Annotated in this window: 13 protein-coding genes; 8 read left to right on the forward strand and 5 right to left on the reverse strand. The window is 65.7% G+C overall.

From position 1 onward, the window contains the following. Positions 1-13: 13 nt before the first annotated feature. The 4 genes from xdhC to puuE are packed head-to-tail and all read right to left on the reverse strand — an operon-like array spanning position 14 to position 5,840. The gene (gene xdhC / locus GTP90_RS12495) at positions 14-1,054 is read right to left on the reverse strand and encodes a xanthine dehydrogenase accessory protein XdhC (protein ID WP_161083847.1); all 1,041 of its coding nucleotides are present in this window, start codon (positions 1,052-1,054) and stop codon (positions 14-16) included. 10 nt (positions 1,055-1,064) lie between these two features. Continuing rightward, complete coding sequence (gene xdhB, locus GTP90_RS12500; protein ID WP_161083848.1) at positions 1,065-3,398, reverse strand: xanthine dehydrogenase molybdopterin binding subunit; 2,334 nt, start codon at positions 3,396-3,398, stop codon at positions 1,065-1,067. A gap of 11 nt (positions 3,399-3,409) precedes the next feature. After that, a complete protein-coding gene (gene xdhA, locus GTP90_RS12505; protein ID WP_161083849.1) occupies positions 3,410-4,879 on the reverse strand; it encodes a xanthine dehydrogenase small subunit in 1,470 nt (489 codons plus the stop codon). Between the two features lie 7 nt (positions 4,880-4,886). Next, positions 4,887-5,840, reverse strand: coding sequence for an allantoinase PuuE (gene puuE, locus GTP90_RS12510; RefSeq protein WP_161083850.1), 954 nt, complete (start codon positions 5,838-5,840; stop codon positions 4,887-4,889). Between the two features lie 109 nt (positions 5,841-5,949). Here puuE and uraH point away from each other — a divergent pair, with 109 nt between their 5' ends. The 6 genes from uraH to GTP90_RS12540 all read left to right on the forward strand — a co-directional run bounded on the left by uraH (position 5,950) and on the right by GTP90_RS12540 (position 12,818). Beyond that, complete coding sequence (gene uraH / locus GTP90_RS12515) at positions 5,950-6,303, forward strand: hydroxyisourate hydrolase (RefSeq protein WP_161083851.1); 354 nt, start codon at positions 5,950-5,952, stop codon at positions 6,301-6,303. A gap of 46 nt (positions 6,304-6,349) precedes the next feature. Continuing rightward, complete coding sequence (locus GTP90_RS12520) at positions 6,350-7,855, forward strand: tetratricopeptide repeat protein (protein ID WP_161083852.1); 1,506 nt, start codon at positions 6,350-6,352, stop codon at positions 7,853-7,855. 100 nt (positions 7,856-7,955) lie between these two features. Next, positions 7,956-8,210, forward strand: a complete 255-nt coding sequence (locus tag GTP90_RS12525; protein WP_161083853.1) for a type II toxin-antitoxin system Phd/YefM family antitoxin — start codon at positions 7,956-7,958, stop codon at positions 8,208-8,210. 222 nt (positions 8,211-8,432) lie between these two features. Continuing rightward, a complete protein-coding gene (locus tag GTP90_RS12530) occupies positions 8,433-9,722 on the forward strand; it encodes an HlyC/CorC family transporter (protein WP_161083854.1) in 1,290 nt (429 codons plus the stop codon). Positions 9,723-9,840: 118 nt separating this feature from the next. Next, the gene (gene pilB / locus GTP90_RS12535; RefSeq protein ID WP_161083855.1) at positions 9,841-11,583 is read left to right on the forward strand and encodes a type IV-A pilus assembly ATPase PilB; all 1,743 of its coding nucleotides are present in this window, start codon (positions 9,841-9,843) and stop codon (positions 11,581-11,583) included. 11 nt (positions 11,584-11,594) lie between these two features. Continuing rightward, positions 11,595-12,818 (forward strand): type II secretion system F family protein, encoded by a 1,224-nt coding sequence (locus tag GTP90_RS12540; RefSeq protein ID WP_161083856.1) that lies wholly within the window; start codon positions 11,595-11,597, stop codon positions 12,816-12,818. Here the strand turns inward: GTP90_RS12540 and GTP90_RS12545 are convergent. Then, positions 12,796-13,113, reverse strand: a complete 318-nt coding sequence (locus GTP90_RS12545; protein ID WP_161083857.1) for a sensor histidine kinase — start codon at positions 13,111-13,113, stop codon at positions 12,796-12,798. The two genes, GTP90_RS12540 and GTP90_RS12545, sit on opposite strands and share 23 nt — an antisense overlap. Positions 13,114-13,299: 186 nt before the next feature. Here GTP90_RS12545 and GTP90_RS12550 point away from each other — a divergent pair, with 186 nt between their 5' ends. Together GTP90_RS12550 and GTP90_RS12555 are read left to right on the forward strand one after the other, a co-directional pair. After that, on the forward strand, positions 13,300-14,175 hold the full coding sequence (locus GTP90_RS12550) for a prepilin peptidase (RefSeq protein ID WP_161083858.1): 876 nt from the start codon (positions 13,300-13,302) through the stop codon (positions 14,173-14,175). Positions 14,176-14,182: 7 nt separating this feature from the next. After that, positions 14,183-14,489 (forward strand): dephospho-CoA kinase (locus GTP90_RS12555; RefSeq protein ID WP_161083859.1); only part of this gene is annotated, 307 nt, incomplete at its 3' end.

Here is a 14,489-nt window from a genome sequence, read left to right on the forward strand (position 1 = left end):
AGGATTGCTGATTCTAGCGCGATGCGGCCAGGCGCACCGGCGCGGCCTTCGTTTCGAGTGCGGCGATTTGCTGCGCTTCCCACACCGTCAGCAATTGCGCGCAGACGGAGGCGGCGATCGCGGCCGGCAGTTTGTTGGTGATGCCGGCGATGCCGATCGGGCAGACCATGGCGGCGATGCGGTCTTCGGGCAGGCCGCGAGCGGCCATGCGGCGCTCGAACTGCACGCGCTTGGTCTTGGAGCCGATCAGGCCGAACCAGCCGACATCGGCGCGCGCGAGGATCGCTTCGCTGAGGCGCTGGTCCAGCGCGTGGCTGTGGGTCATCACCAGATAGCTTGCGCCCGCAGGGGCGCTGGCCACCAGGGCTTCCGGTGCATCGGTGGCTTCGACGGTGACGTTGGGCGGTATCGCTGACGGGAACATGTCCTCGCGTTCGTCGATCCAGATGACGGTGCACGGCAGCTCGCCTAGCATGCGGACGATGGCCGCGCCGACATGGCCGGCGCCAAACAGCAGCAAGTGCGCGCGCGGCGCCAGGCAGGGATCGGCAAGCCAGCGGCGGCCGGCCGTGTCGCGCAGGATGTGGGTGCCGCGCTGGTGGTTGATGATGGGGAATGCCTCGCCCGCGCCGGCGAGGATCGTGCCATCGGCGTCCAGCAGCAAGGAGACCGGCGCGCCGTCGATGGCGCTGAGGCGCCAGCTGTCCTCGCGCCAGCGCTTGCGCAGGCTGGCCATCACCTCGGCCAGCGGTGCGTCGATCAGCTCAAACGCCAGATGGACCACGCCGCCGCAGCACTGGCCCAGCGTGGGGCCAAGCGCGTAACGCTCCAGCCGCGCGTGCACGCCGTCGGGCGACTTGGCAGCGCTCTTCAACATGCTGCGGCCGACATCGACCGCGCACATCTCCAGATGGCCGCCGCCGATGGTGTCCACCTGGCCGGTGGCCGTGACCAGCATGCGGGCGCCGGGTTCGCGCGGGCCGGGGCCCTCCACGATCGCCACCGTCACCAGCACCGCCGGTTCCGCCATCACAGTTGTCAGCCACTCGTTCATGCCGAACTCCTCAAGCCGACATTTCCACGATGGCCACCGCGCGCAGGATTTCCTCGCTGGTGGCCGGCGCGTTCAGCGGCGGATTCACGCGGTGCCCGCCGACGGCGGAAATCGCATCGCGGATCGCGAAGAACACCGAGAACGGCAGCAGCAACGGCGGCTCGCCCACGGCCTTGGAACGGTGGATGCTGTCCTCGACGTTGCCGTTGTCGAACAGCCGCACGCGGAAGTCCTCCGGGCAGTCGGACACGCCGGGGATCTTGTACGTCGACGGCGCATGCGTCATCAGCTTGCCGGCCGGGTTCCACCACAGCTGCTCGGTGGTCAGCCAGCCCATGCCCTGGATGAACGCGCCCTCCACCTGCCCCAGGTCGATGGCCGGGTTGAGCGAACGGCCCGCGTCGTACAGCGCGTCCGCGCGCAGCAGCTTCCATTCGCCGGTCAGCGTATCGACCACCACTTCGGAGACCGCGGCGCCGTAGGCGTAGTAAGAGAACGGATGGCCGCTCATCGTCTTCGGATCCCAATGCAGGTTGGGGGTGGCGTAGAAGCCGTCGGACCACAGCTGCACGCGGGCCAGGTAGGCGCGCTGCACCAGCTCCGCGAACGGCACCACATGGCCATTCACATGCACGGCGTTGTTGAAGAACTGCACCGGCACGCCATCCTCATCGCCATACAGCTTGACGGCGAAGGCGGCCAGGCGTTCGCGGATCTGGCGCGCGGCGTCCTGCGCGGCCTTGCCGTTCAAGTCCGCGCCGGTGGAGGCGGCCGTCGCCGAGGTGTTGGCGACCTTGCTCGTGTCCGTGGCCGTGGCGCGCACATTATCCAGGTCGAGGCCCAGTTCATGCGCCACCACCTGCATCACCTTGGTGTTGATGCCCTGCCCCATCTCCGTGCCGCCGTGATTGACCAGCACCGAACCATCCACATACACATGCACCAGCGCGCCCGCCTGGTTAAGGTGCGTGACGTTGAAGGCGATGCCGAATTTCAGCGGCGTCATCGCCAGCCCCTTTTTCAACACGGGGCTGGTGGCGTTGTACGCTTCGATGGCGGCGCGGCGGGCGCGGTATTCGCTGGTCTGTTCCAGCTCCGCCGTCAACGCCTCGATCACGTTGTCGACGATCTCCTGGCCGTACGGCGTGACGTTGCGTTCGGTCTTGCCGTAGAAGTTCAAGCGGCGAATATCCAGCGCGTCGCGCCCCAGGTTGCGGGCGATTTCGTCGACGATGTACTCGATGGCGATTGCGCCTTGCGGGCCGCCGAAGCCGCGGAAGGCGGTATTGGACTGGGTGTTGGTCTTGCCGCAGCCGGCGCGGATGTCCACGTCCGACAGATAGTAGGTGTTATCGAAGTGGCAGACCGCGCGCGTGGCCACGGGGCCGGACAAATCCGCCGAGAAGCCAGCGCGCAAAGTCATGTCGACCTTGGCGGCGAGGATCTTGCCGCTGTCGTCGTAGCCGACTTCATATTCGTAGAAGAAGCAATGGCGCTTGCCGGTGACGAGCATGTCGTCATCGCGGTCGGCGCGCAGCTTGACCGGGCGGCGCAGCTTGGCCGCCGCGATGCTGGCCGAAGCCGCCCACAGCGCCGATTGCGATTCCTTGCCGCCGAAGCCTCCGCCCATGCGGCGGCACTCGACCTGCACCTTGTGCGAATGCACGCCCAGCGCATGCGCCACCACGTGCTGCATTTCGCTCGGGTGCTGCGTCGAGCACTGCACCAGCATGCCGTGGTCTTCCTTCGGGATCGCGTAGGCAATCTGGCCTTCCAGGTAGAACTGCTCCTGGCCGCCGACGAACAACTGGCCCTTGACCACATTGGGCGCCTGCTCGAACGCGGCCTGGTAATCGCCGCGCTTGAGATGCATCGGCGGCAGCACATACGACTGCGCGGCCTTCGCTTCCTGCGGCGTGAAGATGGCGGGCAGCTCGTCGTAGCCGATCACGGCGCGGCGCGCGGCGCGGCGGGCGTTGTCGTGCGTGTCGGCGATGACGATGAAGATCGGCTGGCCGACGTACATCACCTCGCCCGCGCTCAGGATAGGATCGTCGTGGATGATAGGACCGCAATCGTTGGTGCCGACAATGTCCTCGGCCGTGTAGACCGCCACCACGCCGGGCGCACTGCGCACCGGCGACAGGTCCATCGCGTTGATGCGGGCATGCGCCTTGGACGACAGTCCCAGCGCCGCATGCAGCGTGCCGTGCAGCTCGGGGATGTCGTCGGTGTAGGTGGCCTGGCCAAGCACGTGCAGCTCGGCCGATTCATGCGGACGGGCGACGCCGACCGCCTTCCACGCCTGCGCGGCAAGCAGCGAGGGAGCGACTGGTTGATTCATGATGGCTCCTTTCAAGCGCGGCAGGCGAAGGCGTTGACGGCATCGGCCGCCAGCGGTGCATCGGCGCGGGTTTCGAACCAGAAGCGGCGCAGCAGGTTCTGCGCCGTCTGCATGCGGTAGGTGCTGGAGGCGCGCATGTCCGACAGCGGCGCGAAGTCCTGGGCCAGCATGTCCATCGCCACGCGCAGATTGGCTTCGTTCCAGCGCAAGCCATTCAGCGAGGCTTCGGCGCGGGCGGCGCGGCGCGGCGTGGCGGCCATGCCGCCGAAAGCGATGCGGGCGTCGACGATATGATCGCCATCGAGCTTGAACGCGAACGCCGCGCAGACGGCCGAGATGTCCTGGTCGAAGCGCTTGGCCAGCTTGTAGGTGCGGAACTGCACGCCCTCGCGAGGCAGCGGCACGCGCACGGCGGCCACGAATTCGTCGGGCCGCATGTCCTTCTTCTGATAGTCGAGATAGAACGCTTCCAGCGGCATCACGCGCTCGCCGGCCGGGCCGCGCAGCACCACCTCGCTGCCGACAGCTATCATCCACGGCATCGAATCGCCGATCGGCGAACCGTTGGCGACGTTGCCGCCCAGGGTGCCGGCGTTACGGATCGGCAGCGATGCGAAACGCTGCCACATCTCGCTCAACTGCGACGGATACAGGCGGCACAAGGCCTCGTATGCATCGTTGAGCGATACGCCAGCGCCGATGTTCAGCATGCCGTCCGCCTCGCTGACGGTTTGCAGCGCGCTGACATGGCCGAGATAAATGATGTCGCCAAGGTCGCGCATCTGTTTGGTGACCCACAGGCCGACGTCGGTGGAACCCGACAGCAGCGTGGCTTTCGGATGCGCGGCGCGCAGCGCCACCAGTTCATCCAAAGTACGCGGCGCGTGGAAGGTCTGGCCGTGCGCGCTGTAGCTGGCGCCGGCGTCGCGCTGCAGGGCGCGCAGCTGTTCGGCCAGCGCGGCGCGGTCGAAGCCGATCTTCGACAGTTCGGTCATGCGGTGAGCGGCGTCGATGATCGGACGATAGCCGGTGCAGCGGCACAGGTTACCGGACAGGCAGTCGTCGATCTCCTTGCGCTGCGCTGGCCGGCCGTCCTTGTCCAGGTACATGCCCCACAGGGACATGACGAAGCCCGGCGTGCAGAAGCCGCACTGCGAGCCGTGGCATTCCACCATCGCCTGCTGCACGGGATGCAGCGCGCCGTCCGGCTGCTGCAGGTCCTCGACGGTGAACAGCGCCTTGCCGTCCAGCGTGGGGGCGAACTGGATGCAGGAGTTCACGGCCTTCATCTCCAGCTGGCCGGCGGCGTTCAGGCTGCCCACCACCACGGTGCAGGCGCCGCAATCGCCTTCGGCGCAGCCTTCCTTGGTGCCGGTGCAGTGCAGATCCTCGCGCAGGTGCTGCAGCACGGTGCGCGTGGGCGCGGCGCCAGAGATTTCCTGCACTGCGCCACGGTAGTAAAAACGAATCGGTTCGGACATCTTGGCCTCAACCTGCGAAGGGATGGGTTTTGCGCCAGTGCTCGGCGATGTCGATACGGCGGGTGATCCACACGTTATCGTGCTTTTGCACGTAGTCGAGGAAGCGCGCCAGCGCCGCCGCGCGCGCCGGCCGGCCGACGATGCGGCAGTGCAGGCCGATCGACAGCATCTTCGGCTGGTTCAGGCCCGCCGGGTCGCCCTCGGCGTACAGCACATCGAAGGCGTCCTTCAGGTAATCGAAGAACTGCGTGCCCGAGTTGAAGCCCTGCGCGGCGGCGAAGCGCATGTCGTTGGTGTCCAGCGTGTACGGCACGATCAGCTGCGGCGCCACGGCGGGCTTGCCCTCGGCATCAGTGTAGTCCACCTTTTGCCAGAACGGCAGGTCGTCGCCGTAGTTGTCGGCGTCGTAGCGGAAGCCGCCGTGCTCCACCACCAGGCGCCTGGTCTGCGGCGAATCGCGGCCGGTGTACCAGCCCTGCGGCGCGCTGCCGGTCAGCTCGCGGATGATCTGCACCGCTTCCTGCATGTGGGCGCGCTCGGTGGCTTCGTCCATGTTCTGGTAGGTGATCCAGCGCAGGCCGTGGCAGGCGATTTCGTGGCCCAGCTGCTGGAACGCGGCCACCGCCTCCGGGTTGCGCTTGAGCGCCATCGAGACGCCGAACACCGTCAGCGGCAGCTTGCGCTCCTCGAACATGCGCAGCAGGCGCCACAAGCCGGCGCGCGAGCCGTACTCGTAGATCGATTCCATGCTCATGTGGCGGTTGCTGAACGAGGCCGCGCCGATGATCTCGGACAGGAAGGTCTCGGAGCCGGCGTCGCCGTGCAGCACGTTGTTCTCGCCGCCCTCTTCGTAATTGAGGACGAATTGCAGGGCCACGCGGGCCCGGTTGGGCCACTGGGCGTGCGGCGGCTTCGGGCCGTAGCCGATCAAGTCGCGCGGATAGTTGTCGTAGTTGGTCATGGCGCTGGCTAGTCTATGAGGAATATATCTGCAATCATATATGCGTAGAACGGCATCGGTATATGATTTGTCCAATAGATACTCATCACCTCCCGATATAGGACTTAATATGGGCAAGCTTAGTACACACGTTCTCGATATTACCGCCGGCAAGCCGGGCGCCGGCGTCAAGGTGGCCTTGTACGCCGTCACGGCGCAGGGCCGCGAGTTGCTCAAGACCGACGTCACCAACGCCGACGGCCGCTGCTCCGTGCCGCTGCTGGAGGGCGAGACCATGAAGCCGGGGAAGTATGAGCTGGTGTTCGGCGCAGGCGCCTACTTCGCGGCGCAGGGCGTGGACCTGCCCGAGCCGCGCTTCATCGACGAGGTGACGCTGGCCTTCGGCATCGCCAGCGCGGACCAGAACTACCACGTGCCGCTGGTCGTCTCGCCGTGGGCGTATTCGACTTATCGCGGCAGCTGATAATCTTCGCCCGTCCCGGTGCCGCATCGGCTAAGATGCGCACACTATGACTGGAACTCACTCGGCGCTGATCGCCTCCTTTCTGCAACAAGCCGTGGAACTGCACCAACAGGGCCGGCTGGAACCGGCGCAGGCGCTGTACCGCCAGGTGCTGGAACTCGACCCGCGCCAGTTCGACGCGCTGCATCTGCTGGGCGTGATCGCGCGCCAGCAGGGCGATGCGCAGGCGTCCATCGCGCTGATCTCGCAAGCGATCGCGGTCGATGGCGCGCAGGCCAAGGCGCATTGCAATCTCGGCGTGGCGCTGCTCGACGCCGGCCGCGCCGATGAAGCGCTGGCCAGCCACGAGCGCGCCCTCGCCCTGCTGCCCGACTACGCCATGGCCTGGAGCAATCGCGGCAACGCGCTGCGCCGGCTGGGGCGGCTCGACGAAGCGCTGCTCAGTTATCAGCGCGCGCTGGCGATCCAGCCGTCCTACGCCGAAGCGCACTGCAACCGCGCCATCGTGCTGCAGGACCAGGGTCGCTACCTCGACGCGCTGGGCGCGGCGGAAGACGCGCTGCATCTGCAAAGCCGCAACGCCGACGCCTGGTTCGCGCGCGGCAACGCGCTGCACTGCCTGCGCATGTTGCCGGAAGCGGTGGAAAGCTACGACCGCGCCATCCACTTGCGTCCGCAATGGGCCGAAGCCTACAACGGCCAGGGCGCGGCCATGCACCGGCTGGGTATCTTCGACGCGGCGCTGGACAGCTACGACCAGGCGCTGGCGCTCAAGCCGGACTACGCGCTGGCCCACTACGCGCGCGGCAACACGCTGCGCTCGATGGGGCGCAACGACGAGGCCATCGCCGCCTACCGCGCCGCGCTGGCGCATGGCGACAATCCCGAGACCATCGCCTTCGCGCTGGCCTCGGTGGGCGCGGGCGAGACGCCGGCCGCGCTGCCGGCCGAATACGTCCGCTCGCTGTTCGACCAGTACGCCAATCACTTCGACCAGCACCTGGTGGAGGTGCTGGACTATCAAACGCCGTCTTATCTGGATGGCCTGATCCGCCGCACCGCCGGTCCCGGCACGTTCGACACGCTGGACCTGGGCTGCGGCACCGGCCTGTGCGGGCCCTACCTCAAGGCCTACGCGGGCAAGCTGGCGGGCGTGGACCTGTCGCGGCAGATGCTGGACAAGGCCGCCGAGCACAAGCTGTACGACACCCTCGTCTGCGACGACCTGACCACCTATCTCGACGGCCAGCGCGACGCCTGGGACCTGGCGGTGGCGGCCGACGTCTTCGTCTACATCGGCGACCTGGCGCCGGTGTTCGCCGGCGTACACGGTGCGCTGCGTGCAGGCGGCCACTTCTGCTTCACGGTGGAAGCGGGCGAAGGCGCCGACTACGCGCTGCGTCCATCGAACCGCTACGCCCACACGCAGGCCTACCTGGAACGCCTGGCCGCCGAGACCGGTTTCCAGCTCAAAGCCGCCGAGCCGCTGACCGCCCGCCAGGAAAACGGCGTCCCCATCGCCGCCCTGGCCCTGATGCTCGTCAAACGGTGAGACCGATCCAGCTTGCTGGAGACCCGCCACAACGTCTAAGATTGCATGCGAAAATGTACAAATAAATGTACATTTTTCGTATTCCGCACGGGAGGCTTAGATGGCTTTGACGAGTCCTATTTACGCGACAAGCACTATCAGCATTACTGAGCTGCGCCGCAATCTCGGCGCCATTATCGAGGAGGCCGGCGATGAGGCCATTGCGATTCTGAACCACAATCGGCCAACCGCGTACCTGGTGTCAGCCGTAGCATTCGAAGCACTGATCGATAAGCTGGAGGATCTGGAGTTAGCCGAACTGGCAAGGCAACGCCGGGGCGGAAAGACCGTCAAGGTCTCCCTCGATGAACTATGACATACCGTCATCGTCCTCAGCGTATCGAAGCGCGACAAAAACAAAGCTTATAACCTCGCTCAACTCCGCAAACCCAAATAAGGCAACATCGCCCAACTTGCATGGAAGCCAAGCTTGCCTTAGAATTCGACACTCTGTGGCCGCGGTTCGGGGCCATGCCGTCTGGGCCGGTGCAGTGATCAGGCCGACCAGTTTCCCACGCAAGATTCTTTACGGTGACCCTTGGATACCGTGCCGTTTTGGGCGCAATTTCTGGCGCTCGCCCTCCTGATACTGTGCTCGGCCTTCTTCGCCATGGCCGAAACCGCCCTGATGGCGGCCAACCGCTATCGCCTGCGCCATATGGCCAAACGCGGCAGCCGCCGCGCCATCACCACCCTGTGGCTGCTCGACCGCACCGATAAGCTGCTGTCGCTGGTGCTGATCGCCAACACGCTGATCAACGCCATGGCCACAGCGCTGGTCACCGCCATCGCCATCCAGACCTTCGGCCACGACGACAACGTCATCACCATCTCCACCGGCGTGGTGGCCTTCCTGCTGATCGTGTTCGCGGAAATCTCGCCCAAGGTGATCGGCGCCACCTTCCCGGAACGCATCGCCCTGCCCACCAGCATGGTGCTCAAGCCGCTGATGGCGCTGGCCAAGCCGGTGATCTGGTTCGTCAACCTGTTCGTCTCGCTGGTGCTCAAGCTGTTCCGCATCAAGGCCGGCGCCCACGCCCACGAGGCGCGCCTGTCGCCGGAGGAGCTGCGCTCGATCGTGCTGGAGGGCGGCAACTTCATCCCGCAAAAGCACAAGAGCATCCTGCTCAACCTGTTCGACCTGGAGACCATCTCGGTCGAGGACATCATGACGCCACGCTCGCAGATCGAGGCGCTGAACCTGGAGCTGACGGTCGACGAGATCAAGCGCGAGCTGACCACCTGCTACCACAACAAGCTGCCCGTCTACGAGGGCGAGATCAACCGCATCATCGGCATCCTGCATGTGCGCAAGGCGGTGGCGCTGCTGAACCAGGAGGACGAGCTGACCGTCGAGCATTTCCGCTCCCTGCTCAGCACGCCCTACTTCATCCCGCAGGACACCGGCGTCTTCACCCAGTTGCAGTACTTCCAGGAGAACAAGGAACGGCTGGGCATCATCGTCGACGAGTACGGCGAGGTGCAGGGCCTGGTCACCCTGGACGATATCATCGAGGAAATGATCGGTGAATTTACAACATCGATGCCGGGCGCGGCCCGCGCCGACAGCTTCGGCTGGACCGAGCAGGGCGAATGCCTGCTGGAGGGCTCGACCGCGCTGCGCGACATCAACAAGCGCCTCGGCCTGGGCTTCCCGCTGGACGGCCCCAAGACGCTGAACGGCCTGCTGCTGGAACTGTTGCAAGAAATTCCAGACGCACCCATCAGCATCAAGGTCGCCAACTGCATCATCGAAGTGGTGCAAGTCCACGACCAGGCGATCAAAGTCGTCAAATTGATACGCCCGGGGAGTCGCCGCACGCACTAATCCGGCTGGATATACAACATTGGGGAGTACAATCGTTTCCGAGGAACGACAAACGCCTTTACAAATATGATGCCTGAAGGCATCATTTTGTGACGCCCCCCATCCAGCAGACGCATCTATGGCAGCAGTCCTACCCAACGCCGCGCCAGGCGCCCCGATGCCGGGGCTGGCACGGGCATTGATGCAAGCCGGGCGCCTTTCCGCGGCCCAGGCCGAGATGCTGCAAAAAAAATCCGTGGCCGACAAGCTGGCCTTCATCGACGTGCTGCTGGCCAGCGGCGCCATCGACGCCCGCGCGCTGGCCATGTTCTGCTCCGAGACCTTCGCCTATCCGCTGATGGATGTGCAGGCGCTCAACATCGAGGCACTGCCTGCCAAGATCATCGACAACAAGCTGATGCAGGCGCAGCGCGTGATCGCGCTGGCCAAGCGCGGCAACAAGATGTCGGTGGCGATTTCCGATCCGACCAACACCCAGGCGCTGGACCAGATCAAGTTCCAGACCGAGTCCACCGTCGAGCCCGTCATCGTGGCGCACGACGCGCTGCTGCAGTTGCTGGCGCGCCTGAACAAGAGCAGCGAGCAAGCCATCAGCGACCTGGGCGGCGACGAGTCCGACATCCAGTTCGCCGAGGAGGAGGACGCCTCGGCCGCCGCCAACGCCGCTGCCGCCGAGGCCGGCGCCAACGAGGTCGAGGACGCCCCGGTGGTGCGCTTCCTCAACAAGATGCTGATGGACGCGGTCAACATGGGCGCCTCGGACTTGCACTTCGAGCCGTTCGAAAAGTTCTACCGCGTGCGCTTCCGCGTGGACGGCGTGCTGATGGAGCACGCCCAGCCGCCGATCTCGATCAAGGAAAAGCTGGTCTCGCGCATCAAGGTGCTGGCCAAGCTGGACATCTCGGAAAAGCGCATCCCGCAGGACGGCCGCATGCGCCTGATCGTCTCGCCCACCAAGACCATCGACCTGCGCATCTCCACCCTGCCGACGCTGTTCGGCGAGAAGACCGTGATGCGTATCCTCGACGCCACCCAGGCGCAGATGGGCATCGACGCGCTCGGCTACGACCCGGACCAGAAGGAACTGCTGCTCGACGCCATCCAGCGCCCCTACGGCATGGTGCTGGTGACGGGCCCAACCGGCTCGGGCAAGACGGTGTCGCTGTACACCTGCCTGAACGTGATCAACAAGCCCGGCATCAACATCTCCACCGCCGAGGACCCGGCCGAGATCAACCTGCCGGGCGTGAACCAGGTCAACGTCAACGACAAGGCCGGCCTGACCTTCCCGGTGGCGCTCAAGTCCTTCCTGCGCCAGGACCCGGACATCATCATGGTCGGCGAGATCCGCGACCTCGAGACGGCCGACATCGCCATCAAGGCGGCGCAGACCGGCCACATGGTGTTCTCCACGCTGCACACCAACGACGCGCCGTCCACGCTGACGCGGCTGATGAACATGGGCGTGGCGCCGTTCAACATCGCCTCGTCGGTGATCCTGATCACCGCCCAGCGGCTGGCGCGCCGGCTGTGCACCTGCAAGCAGCCGGTGGAGATCTCGCACGAGCTGCTGCTCAAGGCCGGCTTCAAGGAGCATGAGCTGGACGGCAGCTGGAAGCCCTACGGCCCGGTCGGCTGCGAGCGCTGCAACGGCGGCGGCTACAAGGGCCGGGTCGGCATCTACCAGATCATGCCGATCTCGCCCGCCATCGAAAGCATCATCCTGGCGCACGGCAACTCCATGGAAATCGCCGCCAAGTCGGAAGAGGAAGGCGTGAAGTCGCTGCGCCAGTCCGGGCTGGTGAAGGTCAGGAACGGCCTGACCAGCCTTGAAGAAGTACTTGGCTGTACCAACGAATAGGAAGCAACGCCATGGCGACTACGGGCAACGCGGGCAACCAGGTCAAGGAATCGATCTTCGCCTGGGAGGGCAAGGACAAGACCGGCAAGACGGTGCGCGGCGAGCTGCGCGCCGGCGGCGAGGCCGTGGTCAACGTCACCTTGCGCCGCCAGGGCATCATGGTCACCAAGGTCAAGAAGAAGGCCTACCGCAGCGGCAAGAAGATCACCGACAAGGATATCTCGCTGTTCACGCGCCAGCTGGCCACCATGATGAAGGCCGGCGTGCCGCTGCTGCAATCGTTCGACATCGTCGGCAAGGGCCACGCCAATCCGTCGGTGTCCAAGCTGGTGATGGACCTGCGCGCCGATATCGAGACCGGTACCAGCCTCAACCAGGCGTTCCGCAAGTTCCCGCTGTACTTCGATCCGCTGTTCTGCAACCTGGTGGGCGCCGGCGAACAGGCCGGCATCCTGGAGGACCTGCTGACCCGGCTGGCGATCTACAAGGAAAAGACGCTGGCCATGAAGGCCAAGATCAAGTCGGCGCTGATGTATCCGGTGTCGATCCTGGCGGTGGCCTTCATCGTCACGGCGGTGATCATGATCTGGGTGGTGCCGGCGTTCAAGGAAGTGTTCAAGAGCTTCGGCGCCAACCTGCCGGCGCCCACGCTGTTCGTGATGGCGCTGTCGGAATTCTTCGTGGCCTGGTGGTACCTGATCTTCGGCGGCCTGTTCGCGGCCATCTACTTCTTCTTCCGGGCGTGGCAGCGCTCGCTGCAGATGCAGCGCTTCATGGACCGCCTGCTGCTGCGCCTGCCCGTGTTCGGCGATGTGATCCGCAAGGCCACCATCGCCCGCTGGACCCGCACGCTGGCCACCATGTTCGCGGCCGGCGTGCCGCTGGTGGAGTCGCTCGATTCGGTGGGTGGCGCGGCCGGCAACGCGGTCTACCTGGACGCCACCCGCAAGATCCAGAACGAGGTCAGCACCGGCACCAGCCTGACGGTGGCGATGCAGAACGCCGAGGTGTTCCCCAACATGGTGACGCAGATGGTGGCCATCGGCGAAGAGTCCGGCTCGCTGGACGCCATGCTGGGCAAGGTGGCCGACTTCTACGAGGAGGAAGTGGACGACGCGGTGGCCTCGCTGTCGAGCCTGATGGAGCCGGCCATCATGGTCATCCTGGGCGTGCTGATCGGCGGCCTGGTGGTGGCCATGTACCTGCCGATCTTCAAGCTCGGTTCGGTGGTCTAGGGCCGTCGTCCCCGGGCGCGCCGCGCAGCGTCAGCATGCGGTCGCGCGCGTCGGCCAGCACCTCGTCCGCCTGGTCGAGGATGGCCTCGATGGTGGCGTGTTCGGCGCTGTCCTCCGGCAGGCGGTGGCTCACGCCCTGGAAGCGCAGGATCAGGCCCTGCAGGTTCTGCAGCAGCGTATCCTGCAAAATCAGCGCGGCGCGTTCGCGCTCCGCCATCCGCGCCAACTGCCGGCGATGGCGGCGCCTGGCGCGTAACAAGCAGGCCAGCACCAGGCAGCCCGACAGGAGCAGCAATAAGATCTCGACAAGGCAGGACAAGAACGAGCTCCGCGACACGGGTGGCAGGTTCTCTACCTTGCCTGAGTTCCAACTTAGTTACCATACCCCCAAGGAGGGACTCGATGCCTGAAAAACCGACCGCAATGTTGCTGCAATGCTTTAATATGGGCCTCTGTGACTATCTACGCGGCCTGACCTTCCATGCTTGAACCGACCCTGTTGTTTGCGCCCGCGGGCCAACTCGCCGTCAGCCTGATCGCCGGCCTGTTCGGCCTGCTGTTCGGCAGCTTCCTGAACGTGGTGATCCACCGGCTGCCAAAGATGATGCAGCGCGAGTCGGACAACTATTGCGCCGTCGAGGCCGGCAAGGACGAGCCGCACACCGACCGCTACAACCTGATGGTGCCGCGCTCGGCCTGCCCGCACTGCCAGCACCAGATCACCGCGCTGGAGAACATCCCGGTGCTCAGCTACCTGGTCCTGCGCGGCAAGTGCAGCAACTGCAAGGCGCCGATCTCGGCCCGCTACCCCGCCATCGAATTGCTGACGGCGGCGCTGTCGGCGGTGGTGGTGTGGCACTTCGGCAGCGGCTGGGCCGGCCTGTCCGGCCTGCTGTTCCTGTACCTGCTGATCGCCATGACCTTCATCGACTTCGACACCCAGATGCTGCCGGACGACTTGACCTACCCGCTGATCTGGGCCGGCCTGATCATGAACATCGACGGCACCTTCGTCCCGCTGCGCGACGCCGTCATCGGCGCGGTGGCCGGCTACATGGCGCTGTGGTCCGTCAATTTGCTGTATAAACTGGTGCGTCACCGCGACGGCATGGGCTATGGTGACTTCAAGCTGCTGGCCGCGCTGGGCGCGTGGATGGGCTGGGCGATGCTGCCGGCCATCGTGCTGATGTCCTCGCTGGTGGGCTCGGTGATCGGCATCGGGCTGATGGTCGCCAACCGCCGCGGCTTCGACTACCAGATCCCGTTCGGCCCCTACCTGGCGGCCGCCGGCCTGATCGTGTTCCTGTACCGCGACCCGATCATGGCATTCACCCGCAACTTCTATCCCTACCTGTAAGCCACCAATGACCACACTGCCCTTCTCCATCGGCCTGACCGGCGGCATCGGCAGCGGCAAGAGCACGGTGGCCGACCTGTTCGCCGCGCGCGGCGCCAGCATCGTCGACACCGACCAGATCGCCCACAGCCTGACCGCGCCCGGCGGCGCCGCGATGCCGGCCATCGTGGCCGAATTCGGCCCCGAATTCGCCGACGCCGCCGGCGCGCTCCCGGGGATCCACACCGACGCCGAGCGGGCCGCGCGCGAGTCGCCGTACGGCGCGACGGTGGCGCACGGCTTCCTGACGCTGGCGCTGCTGCCGGCGCTGCTGG

The organism is Duganella vulcania, from assembly GCF_009857655.1.
Classification (GTDB): Bacteria; Pseudomonadota; Gammaproteobacteria; order Burkholderiales; family Burkholderiaceae_D; genus Rugamonas; species Rugamonas vulcania.